Here is an 11,152-nt window from a genome sequence, read left to right on the forward strand (position 1 = left end):
ATGTATCCTCCGATTACGCTACGTAGCAGATAATTTCGCCACCAAGACCTGCCTGGCGCGCTGCACGATCAGTCATGACACCTTTAGATGTAGAAACTACAGCGATGCCCATACCGGCCATTACCTTTGGCAGCTCATCTTTTTTCTTATAGATGCGCAGACCAGGACGGCTTACTCGCTGAATGCTTTCTACAACAGCTTTGCCCTGGAAATACTTGAGAGTAAGTTCCAGTTCCAGCTTGATGTCGCCTTCGATTTTGAAATCTTCAATATATCCTTCTTCCTTCAGAACGTTGGCAATTGCCAATTTCAGCTTGGAGGAAGGCATGGTGACCGCAACTTTGTTTGCGGCCTGACCGTTACGGATACGGGTCAGCATATCCGCGATCGGATCTTGCATGCTCATCTGTGTTACTCCCGTGATTCAATTGGTGACAATTACCAGCTAGCCTTTTTCAGGCCCGGGATTTCACCGCGCATGGCGGCTTCGCGGACCTTGATACGGCTCAACCCAAACTTCCGCAGGAAACCGTGCGGACGACCTGTTTGACGGCAGCGGTTACGCTGACGCGAAGGGCTGGAATCACGCGGCAGACTCTGCAGCTTCAGAACAGCATCCCAACGATCTTCGTCGGAAGCGTTCACATCAGAGATGATCGCTTTCAGTTCAGCGCGTTTAGCGAAGAATTTGTCTGCTAATTTTGCACGCTTAACTTCGCGTGCTTTCATAGATTGCTTAGCCATTAAGTAACCCTACCTTACTTACGGAACGGGAAGTCAAAGGCAGCCAGCAGAGCACGGCCTTCATCATCAGATTTCGCAGTAGTGGTAATGGTGATATCCAAACCACGAACGCGATCGACTTTGTCGTAGTCGATTTCTGGGAAGATGATCTGCTCACGTACACCCATGCTGTAGTTGCCACGACCATCGAATGACTTAGCGGACAAGCCACGGAAGTCACGGATACGTGGAACAGCAATGGTGACCAGACGCTCAAAGAACTCCCACATGCGCTCGCCACGCAGAGTTACTTTACAGCCGATCGGATAGCCCTGACGGATTTTGAAGCCTGCAACTGATTTGCGTGCTTTGGTGACCAGCGGTTTTTGACCGGAGATTGCTGCCAGGTCAGCTGCTGCGTTATCCAGCAGTTTCTTGTCAGCGATCGCTTCACCAACACCCATGTTCAGGGTGATCTTCTCGACCCGAGGGACTTGCATGACAGAATTGTAGCCAAACTCTGTCATGAGTTTCTGGACTACTTCGTCTTTGTAGTAATCATGCAGTTTCGCCATCGTACTACTCCAAATTACTTGATAGTTTCGCTGTTAGACTTGAAGAAACGGACTTTTTTGCCGTCTTCGAATCTAAAGCCTACACGGTCAGCCTTACCAGTTGCCGCGTTGAACAGTGCAACGTTAGAAACCTGAATAGCAGCTTCTTTTTCAACGATGCCGCCTGGTTGGTTCAGGGCCGGGACCGGCTTCTGATGTTTCTTAACCAGGTTGATACCTTCAACGATGACCTTACCAGAAGACAGGACATTCTTAACTTTACCGCGCTTACCTTTATCTTTACCGGTTAACACGATAACTTCGTCGTTACGACGGATTTTAGCTGCCATTGTTCGCTCCTTAGAGTACTTCTGGTGCCAGAGAGATAATTTTCATGAACTTTTCAGTACGAAGTTCACGAGTTACCGGCCCAAAAATACGCGTACCGATAGGCTGCTCACTGTTATTGTTCAGAATAACGCATGCATTACCATCGAAGCGAATGACAGAACCGTCCGGGCGACGAACACCCTTCCTGGTGCGCACCACTACCGCCTTCAGGACATCACCTTTTTTGACTTTACCACGAGGAATTGCTTCCTTGATGGTAACTTTGATGATGTCACCGACGCCTGCGTAGCGACGGTGCGAGCCACCCAGAACCTTGATACACATTACGCGACGTGCACCGGAGTTGTCGGCGACGTTCAGCATAGTCTGTTCTTGGATCATTTTAGTGCTCCGCTAATGTCAACTACTACTTCGGGACCTAAACCTCAGGTCGTTAGAAAGCCCCATAATTGAGGGCGCGGCATTGTAACACCGGTTCTCACAGATGGGTAGAAAAAATAAACGGCTCTCAATCGAGCCGCTGATTTTCCCTGATGACAGGGAGGGCGTATTCTAGGGAATAGTGCGAACAGTAGCAAATGTAATCTGCCTTATTTTTCGTCGCCTTCCAAATTAAGTGCCCTTCTGACTCAATCAACCAGCTTTCTGGCTAGTTGGTTATGCTGACGCAGTATGGCTGGCAGGTCAATTCCGGCCAGTTCTCCGTTACGCACCCTGACTTTACCGTTAATGATGCTGTAAGCGACCTGGCCGGGATTACAGAATACCAGCGCAGCAACGGGATCGTGCCCTGCCCCGGCAAGACCAATGCGATTGAGGTCAAAAATAGCCAAATCAGCCATCATGCCCGGCGCAATAGCGCCCACGTCATTGCGATTCAGCACTTTTGCTCCCCCCAGCGTCGCCAGTTCGAGTGCCTGACGCGCCGTCATCGCATCCGGGCCGACCCCCACGCGTTGCAGCAGCATGGCCTGACGTACTTCTGCCATCATATCTGCGCTGTCATTGGAGGCAGAACCATCCACCCCCAAACCGACATGTACTCCGGCATCGCACATGTGCCTTATCGGCGCAATGCCCGAGCCGAGACGCATGTTTGAGCACGGACAGTGCGCGATACCTGTCCCTGTACGCGCAAATAACTCAATACCGGGCTGATCCAGTTTGACGCAGTGTGCATGCCAGACATCCGGGCCTACCCAGCCGAGGTCTTCAACATACTGCGCGGGTGTCATGTTGAACTTTTCGCGGCTATATTGGATATCACTGTCATTCTCCGCCAGATGCGTATGCAGAGAGACGTTGAAGCTGCGTGCCAGTGCTGCGGATTGCTTCATCAGCTCACGGCTGACCGAGAACGGTAAACATGGCGCAACCACAATGCGTAGCATCGAGCCATAGCTGTCATCGTGATAGCGCTCAATCACCCGCTGCGTATCCTTCAGAATGGCTGCTTCACTCTCAACCAGCGAATCGGGCGGCAGGCCACCCTGGGATTGACCGACACTCATGCTGCCCCGGCTCGCATGGAAACGCATACCCATTAAGGATGCGGCTTCAATGCTGTCGTCAAGCTTACAACCATTAGGGTAAACATAGAGGTGGTCACTGGTGGTGGTGCAGCCGGAGAGGATCAGCTCGGCCATTGAGACCTGCGTTGACACCTGAATCATCCCGGGCGTTAAATTCTGCCACAGTGGATAGAGGTGAGTCAGCCAGTTGAACAGTTCACCATTTTGCACCGCAGGAATAGCGCGGGTCAGGCTCTGGTACATATGGTGATGCGTATTGATCAGGCCTGGAATAACAATGTGTCCCTGGAGATCAATCACCTCGTCGGCGTTATCAGGTAATGAGTCTGCTTCTCCAACCGCAGCAATTTGATTTCCTTTTATCAAAATACTGGCGTGTCGTATTTCCTGACGGTCAGCATCCATGCAGACCACATAGTCGGCATTCTTCAGTAACAGCGTTCGTGTCATAAACTTGCCTGTGGGTTGTCAGTGGTTATGTGCTATCCGATATTAGCGGCAAGTTTTTGGCTGAGACAATAGCAGGCAGTGCAGTGACAGTTGCTGGGGTGACAGGTAGTGCGGTGAACGGTGAAAACGTTCAACGGTAGCCGACACAATCAATCATGACTCTCCATTTTCAAGACTCATCACTTCCCTGGCGATGATAAACCGCTCGCTCCCGTGTGGCATTTTCAGGTCGCATTGACTGATGAACCGCAGGACCCACGGGCTCCCCGTTAAATTTGTGAACGCTCTCAGACTTGTACAACCACTGGCATGAATGGAACAGGCCAGATACCAGGCAAAAAAAAACCCCCTGCCGAAGCAGAGGGTTTCTCAGAAAAAACAATTCTTATTACAGAACCGCTTTCTCGATTACGCGAACCAGGGTCCAGGATTTAGTCTTGGACAGTGGACGGCATTCGCGGATTTCTACCACGTCACCAATTCCACATTCATTGTTCTCGTCATGGATGTGCAGCTTAGTCGTACGTTTGATGAATTTGCCGTAGATCGGGTGTTTCACAAAACGTTCGATAGCAACAACTGCAGATTTCTGCATTTTGTCACTTACTACACGACCCTGCAGAGTACGGATTTTATCGGTCATTACGAACCCGCCTTCTCAGTCAGTAAAGTCTTAACGCGTGCAACATCACGGCGCACCTGTTTCAGCAGATGGGTCTGCTGCAGTTGGCCAGATGCTGCCTGCATGCGCAGGTTAAATTGCTCACGCAGCAGATTAAGCAGCTCAGTGTTCAGCTCTTCAACGCTTTTTTCACGCAGCTCTGTTGCTTTCATTACATCACCGTCTTAGTTACAAAGGTGGTTTTGATAGGCAGTTTTGCTGCTGCCAGCTTGAATGCTTCACGGGCCAGCTCTTCTGGTACGCCGTCCATTTCATACAGGACTTTACCAGGCTGGATCAGGGCAACCCAATACTCTACGTTACCCTTACCTTTACCCATACGCACTTCCAGCGGCTTCTCGGTGATCGGTTTGTCCGGGAATACTCGGATCCAGATCTTACCTTGACGCTTAACTGCACGGGTCATAGCACGACGTGCTGCTTCGATCTGACGAGCAGTCAGACGACCACGGCCAACAGCTTTCAGACCGAAAGTACCGAAGCTGACATCCGTACCCGCAGCCAGACCGCGGTTACGGCCTTTGTGCACCTTACGGAATTTCGTACGCTTTGGTTGTAACATCAGCGACTCTCCTTACTTACGGCCTTTACGCTGCTGCTTTTTAGGTTGAGCAGCCGGTTCCGGTTGTTCAACAGCAGCCATACCACCCAGGATCTCACCTTTGAAGATCCATACCTTAACGCCGATTACACCATAAGTGGTGTGCGCTTCAGAGGTGTTGTAGTCAATGTCAGCACGCAGTGTGTGCAATGGCACGCGACCTTCACGATACCATTCGGTACGTGCGATCTCGGCGCCACCCAGACGGCCGCTAACTTCGACTTTAATACCCTTCGCGCCAAGACGCATGGCGTTCTGAACCGCACGCTTCATAGCACGACGGAACATCACACGACGCTCCAGCTGTGAAGTGATGCTGTCAGCTACCAGTTTCGCGTCCAGTTCCGGCTTGCGGACTTCGGCGATATTAATCTGTGCAGGAACGCCAGCGATTTTCGCGACGACCGTGCGCAGTTTTTCTACATCTTCGCCTTTCTTACCGATGACGATGCCCGGACGAGCGGTGTGAATAGTCACACGGATGCTCTTCGCAGGACGCTCGATAACGATACGAGAGACAGATGCTTTAGCCAGTTCCTTAGTCAGGAACTGACGTACTTTAAAATCGCTGTCCAGGTTGTCAGCGAATTCATTGGTGTTCGCAAACCAGGTAGAGTTCCATGGTTTTACAATACCCAGGCGAATACCATTAGGATGTACTTTCTGACCCATTGCTAGTCTCCAGAGTCTCAGCGATCGGACACAACCACAGTAATGTGGCTGGTGCGCTTCAGGATGCGATCTGCACGACCTTTGGCACGCGGCATAATGCGTTTCATGGTCGGACCTTCATCAACGAAAATTTTCGTGATTTTCAGATCGTCGATATCAGCGCCATCGTTGTGTTCGGCGTTAGCAATGGCAGATTCCAGAACTTTTTTGACCAGTACAGCCGCTTTCTTATTGGTGTAGGTCAAAATGTCCAGTGCCTGCGACACTTTCTTACCGCGAATCAGGTCAGCAACAAGGCGAACCTTCTGAGCAGAAGAACGAGCGTGGCGATGTTGAGCTAAAGTTTCCATCTCTTCCTCCTACTTATTTCTTCTTGGCTTTTTTATCAGCCGCGTGACCGCGATAAGTACGTGTCGGCGCGAATTCACCCAGTTTGTGACCAACCATTTCGTCGGAAACAAAGACAGGAACGTGCTGACGACCATTATGGACAGCGATGGTCAAACCGATCATGTTAGGAAAGATCGTTGAACGACGGGACCAAGTGCGCAAAGGCTTCTTGTCACCGCTTTCCACCGCTTTCTCTACCTTCTTCAGCAAGTGCAGGTCAATAAAAGGACCTTTCTTGAGAGAACGTGGCATGGCTTATCCTCTAATATTATTTGCTACGGCGACGTACGATAAACTTATCGGTACGCTTGTTGCTACGGGTCTTCTTACCTTTGGTCTGAACGCCCCACGGAGTTACCGGGTGCTTACCAAAGTTACGACCTTCACCACCACCGTGCGGGTGATCAACTGGGTTCATCGCGGTACCACGAACGGTCGGACGAACACCACGCCAACGGGCTGCACCGGCTTTACCCAGAACGCGAAGCATGTGCTCAGCGTTGCCGACTTCGCCCAGTGTTGCGCGGCAGTCAGACTCGACTTTACGCATTTCACCTGAACGCAGACGCAGGGTAACGTAAGAACCTTCACGAGCAACGATCTGCACGTAAGCACCAGCTGAGCGAGCAATCTGACCGCCTTTGCCTGGTTTCATTTCTACGTTATGCACGGTTGAACCCACCGGGATGTTACGCATCGGCAGAGTGTTACCTGCTTTGATCGCAGCATCAACGCCAGATTGAATCTGGTCGCCGGCTTTCAGGCCTTTAGGGGCCAGGATGTAACGGCGCTCGCCGTCTTTGTACAGAACCAGTGCGATGTTCGCAGAGCGGTTCGGATCGTACTCAAGACGTTCAACAACTGCCGGGATACCATCTTTGTTGCGTTTGAAGTCAACAATACGGTAAGCCTGCTTGTGACCACCACCGATATGACGGGTAGTGATACGACCATTGTTGTTACGGCCACCGGATTTGCTGTTTTTTTCTACCAGCGGGGCGAATGGTTTGCCCTTGTGCAGCTCCGCGTTTACCACTTTAACTACATGGCGACGACCCGGAGATGTCGGTTTACATTTAACAACTGCCATTGTCTTTCTCCTCCGACTTACTCAGCGCCGCCAGCGAAGTCCAGATTCTGGCCTTCTTTCAGGGTGACGTAAGCTTTTTTCCAGTCGCTACGACGACCGATACGCTGTCCTTGACGCTTAACTTTGCCCTTAACTACCAGGGTGTTTACGTCTTTAACTTCTACTTCGAACAGTTTCTCAACAGCAGCAACGATCTCTGCTTTGGTCGCGTCATTAGCAACTTTGAGAACGATGGTATTGGTTTTTTCCATCGCGCTAGATGCTTTTTCAGATACGTGCGGCGCGCGCAGTACTTTCAGCAGACGTTCTTCACGGATCATGCCAGCATCTCCTCAACTTGCTTAACTGCATCAGCAGTCATAACGACTTTGTCGAAGGCGATCAGGCTAACTGGGTCGATACCGGATGCATCACGCACGTCAACCTTGTACAGGTTACGCGCAGCCAGGAACAGATTCTCATCCAGTTCACCGGTGATGATCAGCACGTCTTCCAGAGCCATGTCTTTCAGTTTCTGTACCAGCAGCTTGGTTTTCGGTGCTTCTACAGCAAATGATTCGACAACGATCAGACGATCTTGACGTACCAGTTCGGACAGGATGCTTTTCAGCGCGCCGCGGTACATCTTTTTGTTAACTTTTTGACTGTGGTCCTGTGGCTTCGCAGCAAAGGTCACACCACCTGAACGCCAGATTGGGCTCTTTACAGAACCTGCACGCGCACGGCCGGTGCCTTTTTGACGCCATGGCTTTTTGCCTGAACCAGTTACTTCGGCGCGAGTTTTCTGCGCACGAGTACCCTGGCGGGCGCCAGATGCGTAAGCAACAACAACCTGGTGAACCAGCGCTTCGTTGAAATCACGACCGAAGGTAGTTTCGGAAACAGTCAGCGCGCTCTGCGCGTCTTTCAATACTAATTCCATTGCTATCCCCTTACGCCTTCACAGCTGGTTTAACGATCAGGTCGCTACCGGTAGCACCGGGAACTGCACCTTTAACCAGCAGCAGGTTGCGCTCAGCGTCAACACGTACCACGTCCAGACTCTGAACGGTTACGCGCTCATTACCCAGCTGACCTGCCATTTTCTTGCCTTTGAACACTTTGCCCGGAGTCTGGTTCTGACCGATTGAACCCGGAACGCGGTGAGACAAGGAGTTACCGTGAGTAGCGTCCTGGGTACGGAAGTTCCAGCGCTTAACGGTACCGGCGAAACCTTTACCTTTTGAGGTACCGGTTACGTCAACTTTTTTAACTTCAGCGAAAATTTCAACGCTGATGCTCTGACCTACAGAGTATTCTTCACCTTCAGCGGTGCGGAATTCCCACAGGCCACGGCCAGCTTCAACGCCAGCTTTAGCAAAATGACCAGCTTCAGGTTTGGTCACACGGTTTGCTTTTTTAGCACCGGTGGTAACCTGAATTGCCTGGTAACCATCGTTTTCCAGGCCTTTGACCTGAGTAACGCGGTTCGCTTCAACTTCGATTACGGTGACGGGGATAGAAACGCCATCTTCAGTGAAGATGCGGGTCATGCCCACTTTTTTACCGACTAAACCAATCATTGTTTCAACCTCTCAATCGCTCGATGACCTGATTAACCCAGGCTGATCTGCACGTCAACACCGGCAGCCAGATCCAGACGCATCAGAGCATCAACGGTTTTTTCAGTTGGCTCAACGATGTCTACCAGACGCTTGTGAGTGCGGATTTCGTACTGATCACGCGCATCTTTGTTAACGTGCGGAGAGATCAGAACAGTAAAACGCTCTTTGCGGGTTGGCAGCGGGATTGGACCACGAACCTGCGCACCAGTGCGCTTGGCGGTCTCAACGATTTCCGCGGTTGATTGATCGATCAGACGATGATCAAACGCTTTAAGACGGATACGGATTCTTTGGTTCTGCATGAGACCAGAGCTCCAAACTTTTTATAGACGAAAAAAATTACTACTCGAGCCCATTACGATTGATGGGAGAGTGTAATCGTTCAGCATATAACTCCACAATTGGGAGTATTGTCAGGCGGCCTAAAATTCAGCCGTCTGCGATTCTGCTCGAATCGCGCCTGCAATATCTGCAGGCCCGCGCATTATACGTAAATCTGTTCAGGAAGCAACCCGTGTTGCGCTTTTCCCTGCTAAATAGTGGCCGACGTGTGAGGCGCGCGTCGCAGTGAACTGCTTTAAGGCTGATAAATCATGGATTCAATTGTGAGCACATTTCCGGGGTTCCTCATTCGCAGATGACACAGAACAGCAAGCCGGTGAGAGTGTTCGTCACCTTTTACCTGGAGCATAACCATGTCCCTGCCCTTTATTACTCAAATCGCTGTTCTGGCTGGCGGAGGTGCATTAGGAAGCTTTCTGTCTCTGGCCTGTGCGCGCTTCTCTCCTGCCCTCCCTCCTGACCAGTGGTTTGCCTCACTCTGCTTCCCCGGGTCACGGTGCACCCATTGTCAGCAGCGCCTGCTATGGCGCGATAAACTGCCGCTGGTCAGCTGGCCAGTCTTAAAAGGACGGTGTCGTTTCTGCAATCAGCTATTCAGCGAATCGAGCTTTGTCATGGAATGTCTGACTGCAATGCTCTGCTTACTGGTGCTGGAAAGCTTTGCCGACTCTTCAGATGCGATCTTCATCATCACAGCCTCAGCGCTTTTGCTACTGATAGCAGCTATCGATTGTCACCACTACTGTATACCCGACCCGCTAAGCTATCTGCTGCTCTGGATGGGATTACTGCACGCCTCACTAACCGGAAATGAAACAGCGGCGATATGGGGCGCCCTGACTGGATACTGTGCGTTGTGGCTGCTTGCCTGGGGCTATCGGCTGGTAAGGGGATTTGAAGGGTTAGGCTATGGCGATATCAAGCTTTTCGCAGCACTAGGTGCCTGCTGTGGCTGGCAGGCATTACCCTGGATTGCGCTGGGTGCTACAGTTCTGGCGTTAGCGACCATCGTGATGTTGCAACGACGGGGCGTAGTCCAGATGGACAGCCCGCTACCCTTTGGGCCGTTCCTGGCCATTGCGGGCTGGGTGATGCTTGTACTTCAGGCGCGGTTCACTCTTCTTTGATTTGAGCCTGCAAATAGTTCTGGATGCCCATCCTCTGGATGAGCTCAAGCTCCGTCTCAATCCAGTCGATGTGGTGTTCTTCATCCGCCAGGATTTCAATCATCATGTCACGGCTGACGTAATCATGAACTTTATCAGCATAGGAGATCGCTTCACGAAGATCTTTAGCGCCTTCCAGCTCCAGATTCAGGTCTGAACTCAGCATCTCCTCAACGTCTTCTCCAATACGCAGACGTCCCAGATCCTGAAGATTTGGAATGCCTTCAAGAAAAAGAATGCGCTCAATATATTTGTCAGCATGCTTCATCTCATCGATTGATTCGTGATACTCCACATCATTGAGGCGCATCAGTCCCCAGTTTTTAAACATGCGTGCATGCAGAAAGTACTGGTTGATAGCAACCAGTTCATTTCCAAGCAGTTTATTGAGATGACTAATAACTTTGATATCACCCTTCATTGTTAACCCTCCGCGTCTGATTTATTAGAGCGTAGATGCGGTTAAAAAGAAGTCAAAAAAGCGTGACAGATATTGTGGGTATTCACACACCGATGTTCGTCAGGCTATCTCTTTATAGAGTGGCGGATTTTGCATCTCTTCATCCAGGATTTCACGCGCAGCACGAACGCATTTGCCGCATTGTTTGCCTACTGGCACAAACTGACGCAGTTGCTGGATAGACTCAGGCTGATAGCGACGCACGACTTCACGAAGGGTTTTATCACTGATGGCATTACAAAGGCAGACGTACATTGATTCATCACTCTGGTACATTTTCTATACACAGTGTAAATGCGAATAGTTTTTATTTCAAACCCACCCTTTGCAGGGTTATGGCTTATTCAGAGCAAAAAAAAAGAGCACCGAAGTGCTCTTTTATCTGTGTTGCAGTGGCCGTTTGCACGACTACAGCAGATATCACAATTAAGCGATAACTTTAGCAACAACACCCGCGCCAACGGTACGGCCGCCTTCGCGGATTGCGAAGCGCAGACCTTCGTCCATTGCGATTGGGTGGATCAGGGTAACAACC

Annotated in this window: 21 protein-coding genes; 1 reads left to right on the plus strand and 20 read right to left on the minus strand. The window is 50.8% G+C overall.

Annotation, left to right across the window (positions count from 1 at the left end; genetic code table 11):
• Nucleotides 1-13: 13 nt before the first annotated feature.
• The 17 genes from rpsH to rpsJ all read right to left on the minus strand — a co-directional run bounded on the left by rpsH (nt 14) and on the right by rpsJ (nt 8,951).
• Entirely contained in the window at nt 14-406 is a 393-nt protein-coding gene (rpsH, locus tag H7K52_RS18500; RefSeq protein ID WP_003850158.1) for a 30S ribosomal protein S8, read from the minus strand.
• Between the two features lie 32 nt (nt 407-438).
• Nucleotides 439-744: a 30S ribosomal protein S14 gene (gene rpsN / locus H7K52_RS18505; protein ID WP_008927132.1), complete on the minus strand. Its 306-nt coding sequence runs from the start codon at nt 742-744 to the stop codon at nt 439-441.
• A gap of 14 nt (nt 745-758) precedes the next feature.
• Nucleotides 759-1,298: a 50S ribosomal protein L5 gene (gene rplE / locus H7K52_RS18510; RefSeq protein WP_003850155.1), complete on the minus strand. Its 540-nt coding sequence runs from the start codon at nt 1,296-1,298 to the stop codon at nt 759-761.
• A gap of 14 nt (nt 1,299-1,312) precedes the next feature.
• Nucleotides 1,313-1,627: a 50S ribosomal protein L24 gene (gene rplX, locus H7K52_RS18515; protein WP_003850150.1), complete on the minus strand. Its 315-nt coding sequence runs from the start codon at nt 1,625-1,627 to the stop codon at nt 1,313-1,315.
• A 10-nt stretch (nt 1,628-1,637) separates the two neighbouring features.
• Nucleotides 1,638-2,009, minus strand: a complete 372-nt coding sequence (rplN, locus tag H7K52_RS18520) for a 50S ribosomal protein L14 (RefSeq protein ID WP_006120590.1) — start codon at nt 2,007-2,009, stop codon at nt 1,638-1,640.
• Nucleotides 2,010-2,257: 248 nt separating this feature from the next.
• The gene (locus H7K52_RS18525) at nt 2,258-3,610 is read right to left on the minus strand and encodes an 8-oxoguanine deaminase (protein ID WP_182630336.1); all 1,353 of its coding nucleotides are present in this window, start codon (nt 3,608-3,610) and stop codon (nt 2,258-2,260) included.
• A gap of 388 nt (nt 3,611-3,998) precedes the next feature.
• Nucleotides 3,999-4,253 (minus strand): 30S ribosomal protein S17, encoded by a 255-nt coding sequence (rpsQ, locus tag H7K52_RS18530; RefSeq protein ID WP_003850147.1) that lies wholly within the window; start codon nt 4,251-4,253, stop codon nt 3,999-4,001.
• Nucleotides 4,253-4,444, minus strand: coding sequence for a 50S ribosomal protein L29 (gene rpmC / locus H7K52_RS18535; RefSeq protein ID WP_003850146.1), 192 nt, complete (start codon nt 4,442-4,444; stop codon nt 4,253-4,255). Before rpmC ends, rpsQ begins: the two co-directional genes overlap by 1 nt.
• On the minus strand, nt 4,444-4,854 hold the full coding sequence (gene rplP / locus H7K52_RS18540; protein WP_008927134.1) for a 50S ribosomal protein L16: 411 nt from the start codon (nt 4,852-4,854) through the stop codon (nt 4,444-4,446). The genes rpmC and rplP overlap by 1 nt, the downstream gene beginning before the upstream one ends.
• 12 nt (nt 4,855-4,866) lie before the next feature.
• Complete coding sequence (gene rpsC, locus H7K52_RS18545; protein ID WP_008927135.1) at nt 4,867-5,565, minus strand: 30S ribosomal protein S3; 699 nt, start codon at nt 5,563-5,565, stop codon at nt 4,867-4,869.
• Between the two features lie 17 nt (nt 5,566-5,582).
• Nucleotides 5,583-5,915, minus strand: a complete 333-nt coding sequence (rplV, locus tag H7K52_RS18550; protein WP_008927136.1) for a 50S ribosomal protein L22 — start codon at nt 5,913-5,915, stop codon at nt 5,583-5,585.
• Nucleotides 5,916-5,928: 13 nt separating this feature from the next.
• The gene (gene rpsS, locus H7K52_RS18555; RefSeq protein ID WP_001138115.1) at nt 5,929-6,207 is read right to left on the minus strand and encodes a 30S ribosomal protein S19; all 279 of its coding nucleotides are present in this window, start codon (nt 6,205-6,207) and stop codon (nt 5,929-5,931) included.
• Between the two features lie 16 nt (nt 6,208-6,223).
• On the minus strand, nt 6,224-7,045 hold the full coding sequence (gene rplB, locus H7K52_RS18560) for a 50S ribosomal protein L2 (protein WP_008927137.1): 822 nt from the start codon (nt 7,043-7,045) through the stop codon (nt 6,224-6,226).
• A gap of 17 nt (nt 7,046-7,062) precedes the next feature.
• Complete coding sequence (rplW, locus tag H7K52_RS18565) at nt 7,063-7,365, minus strand: 50S ribosomal protein L23 (RefSeq protein ID WP_003850708.1); 303 nt, start codon at nt 7,363-7,365, stop codon at nt 7,063-7,065.
• Entirely contained in the window at nt 7,362-7,967 is a 606-nt protein-coding gene (rplD, locus tag H7K52_RS18570) for a 50S ribosomal protein L4 (protein ID WP_003850711.1), read from the minus strand. The genes rplW and rplD overlap by 4 nt, the downstream gene beginning before the upstream one ends.
• 10 nt (nt 7,968-7,977) lie before the next feature.
• A complete protein-coding gene (rplC, locus tag H7K52_RS18575; protein ID WP_003850712.1) occupies nt 7,978-8,607 on the minus strand; it encodes a 50S ribosomal protein L3 in 630 nt (209 codons plus the stop codon).
• 32 nt (nt 8,608-8,639) lie between these two features.
• Nucleotides 8,640-8,951 (minus strand): 30S ribosomal protein S10, encoded by a 312-nt coding sequence (gene rpsJ / locus H7K52_RS18580; protein WP_001181005.1) that lies wholly within the window; start codon nt 8,949-8,951, stop codon nt 8,640-8,642.
• Nucleotides 8,952-9,344: 393 nt separating this feature from the next.
• Here rpsJ and H7K52_RS18585 point away from each other — a divergent pair, with 393 nt between their 5' ends.
• On the plus strand, nt 9,345-10,118 hold the full coding sequence (locus H7K52_RS18585; RefSeq protein ID WP_182630337.1) for a prepilin peptidase: 774 nt from the start codon (nt 9,345-9,347) through the stop codon (nt 10,116-10,118).
• Here the strand turns inward: H7K52_RS18585 and bfr are convergent.
• The 3 genes from bfr to H7K52_RS18600 form a co-directional block, all read right to left on the minus strand.
• Nucleotides 10,105-10,578, minus strand: a complete 474-nt coding sequence (bfr, locus tag H7K52_RS18590; protein WP_008927139.1) for a bacterioferritin — start codon at nt 10,576-10,578, stop codon at nt 10,105-10,107. The two genes, H7K52_RS18585 and bfr, sit on opposite strands and share 14 nt — an antisense overlap.
• A gap of 99 nt (nt 10,579-10,677) precedes the next feature.
• On the minus strand, nt 10,678-10,872 hold the full coding sequence (gene bfd / locus H7K52_RS18595; RefSeq protein ID WP_008927140.1) for a bacterioferritin-associated ferredoxin: 195 nt from the start codon (nt 10,870-10,872) through the stop codon (nt 10,678-10,680).
• A 171-nt stretch (nt 10,873-11,043) separates the two neighbouring features.
• The coding region (locus tag H7K52_RS18600) for an EF-Tu C-terminal domain-related protein (RefSeq protein WP_463139860.1) at nt 11,044-11,152 on the minus strand (109 nt) is incomplete at its 5' end.

The organism is Pantoea hericii (assembly GCF_014155795.1).
GTDB lineage: Bacteria > Pseudomonadota > Gammaproteobacteria > Enterobacterales > Enterobacteriaceae > Pantoea > Pantoea eucalypti.

What these genes read in the sequence shown, in the direction of transcription:
- rpsH (WP_003850158.1), bottom strand. Translation starts at nt 406, where the DNA reads ATGAGCATGCAAGATCCGATCGCGGATATGCTGACCCGTATCCGTAAC.
- rpsN (WP_008927132.1), bottom strand. Translation starts at nt 744, where the DNA reads ATGGCTAAGCAATCTATGAAAGCACGCGAAGTTAAGCGTGCAAAATTA.
- rplE (WP_003850155.1), bottom strand. Translation starts at nt 1,298, where the DNA reads ATGGCGAAACTGCATGATTACTACAAAGACGAAGTAGTCCAGAAACTC.
- rplX (WP_003850150.1), bottom strand. Translation starts at nt 1,627, where the DNA reads ATGGCAGCTAAAATCCGTCGTAACGACGAAGTTATCGTGTTAACCGGT.
- rplN (WP_006120590.1), bottom strand. Translation starts at nt 2,009, where the DNA reads ATGATCCAAGAACAGACTATGCTGAACGTCGCCGACAACTCCGGTGCA.
- H7K52_RS18525 (WP_182630336.1), bottom strand. Translation starts at nt 3,610, where the DNA reads ATGACACGAACGCTGTTACTGAAGAATGCCGACTATGTGGTCTGCATG.
- rpsQ (WP_003850147.1), bottom strand. Translation starts at nt 4,253, where the DNA reads ATGACCGATAAAATCCGTACTCTGCAGGGTCGTGTAGTAAGTGACAAA.
- rpmC (WP_003850146.1), bottom strand. Translation starts at nt 4,444, where the DNA reads ATGAAAGCAACAGAGCTGCGTGAAAAAAGCGTTGAAGAGCTGAACACT.
- rplP (WP_008927134.1), bottom strand. Translation starts at nt 4,854, where the DNA reads ATGTTACAACCAAAGCGTACGAAATTCCGTAAGGTGCACAAAGGCCGT.
- rpsC (WP_008927135.1), bottom strand. Translation starts at nt 5,565, where the DNA reads ATGGGTCAGAAAGTACATCCTAATGGTATTCGCCTGGGTATTGTAAAA.
- rplV (WP_008927136.1), bottom strand. Translation starts at nt 5,915, where the DNA reads ATGGAAACTTTAGCTCAACATCGCCACGCTCGTTCTTCTGCTCAGAAG.
- rpsS (WP_001138115.1), bottom strand. Translation starts at nt 6,207, where the DNA reads ATGCCACGTTCTCTCAAGAAAGGTCCTTTTATTGACCTGCACTTGCTG.
- rplB (WP_008927137.1), bottom strand. Translation starts at nt 7,045, where the DNA reads ATGGCAGTTGTTAAATGTAAACCGACATCTCCGGGTCGTCGCCATGTA.
- rplW (WP_003850708.1), bottom strand. Translation starts at nt 7,365, where the DNA reads ATGATCCGTGAAGAACGTCTGCTGAAAGTACTGCGCGCGCCGCACGTA.
- rplD (WP_003850711.1), bottom strand. Translation starts at nt 7,967, where the DNA reads ATGGAATTAGTATTGAAAGACGCGCAGAGCGCGCTGACTGTTTCCGAA.
- rplC (WP_003850712.1), bottom strand. Translation starts at nt 8,607, where the DNA reads ATGATTGGTTTAGTCGGTAAAAAAGTGGGCATGACCCGCATCTTCACT.
- rpsJ (WP_001181005.1), bottom strand. Translation starts at nt 8,951, where the DNA reads ATGCAGAACCAAAGAATCCGTATCCGTCTTAAAGCGTTTGATCATCGT.
- H7K52_RS18585 (WP_182630337.1), top strand. Translation starts at nt 9,345, where the DNA reads ATGTCCCTGCCCTTTATTACTCAAATCGCTGTTCTGGCTGGCGGAGGT.
- bfr (WP_008927139.1), bottom strand. Translation starts at nt 10,578, where the DNA reads ATGAAGGGTGATATCAAAGTTATTAGTCATCTCAATAAACTGCTTGGA.
- bfd (WP_008927140.1), bottom strand. Translation starts at nt 10,872, where the DNA reads ATGTACGTCTGCCTTTGTAATGCCATCAGTGATAAAACCCTTCGTGAA.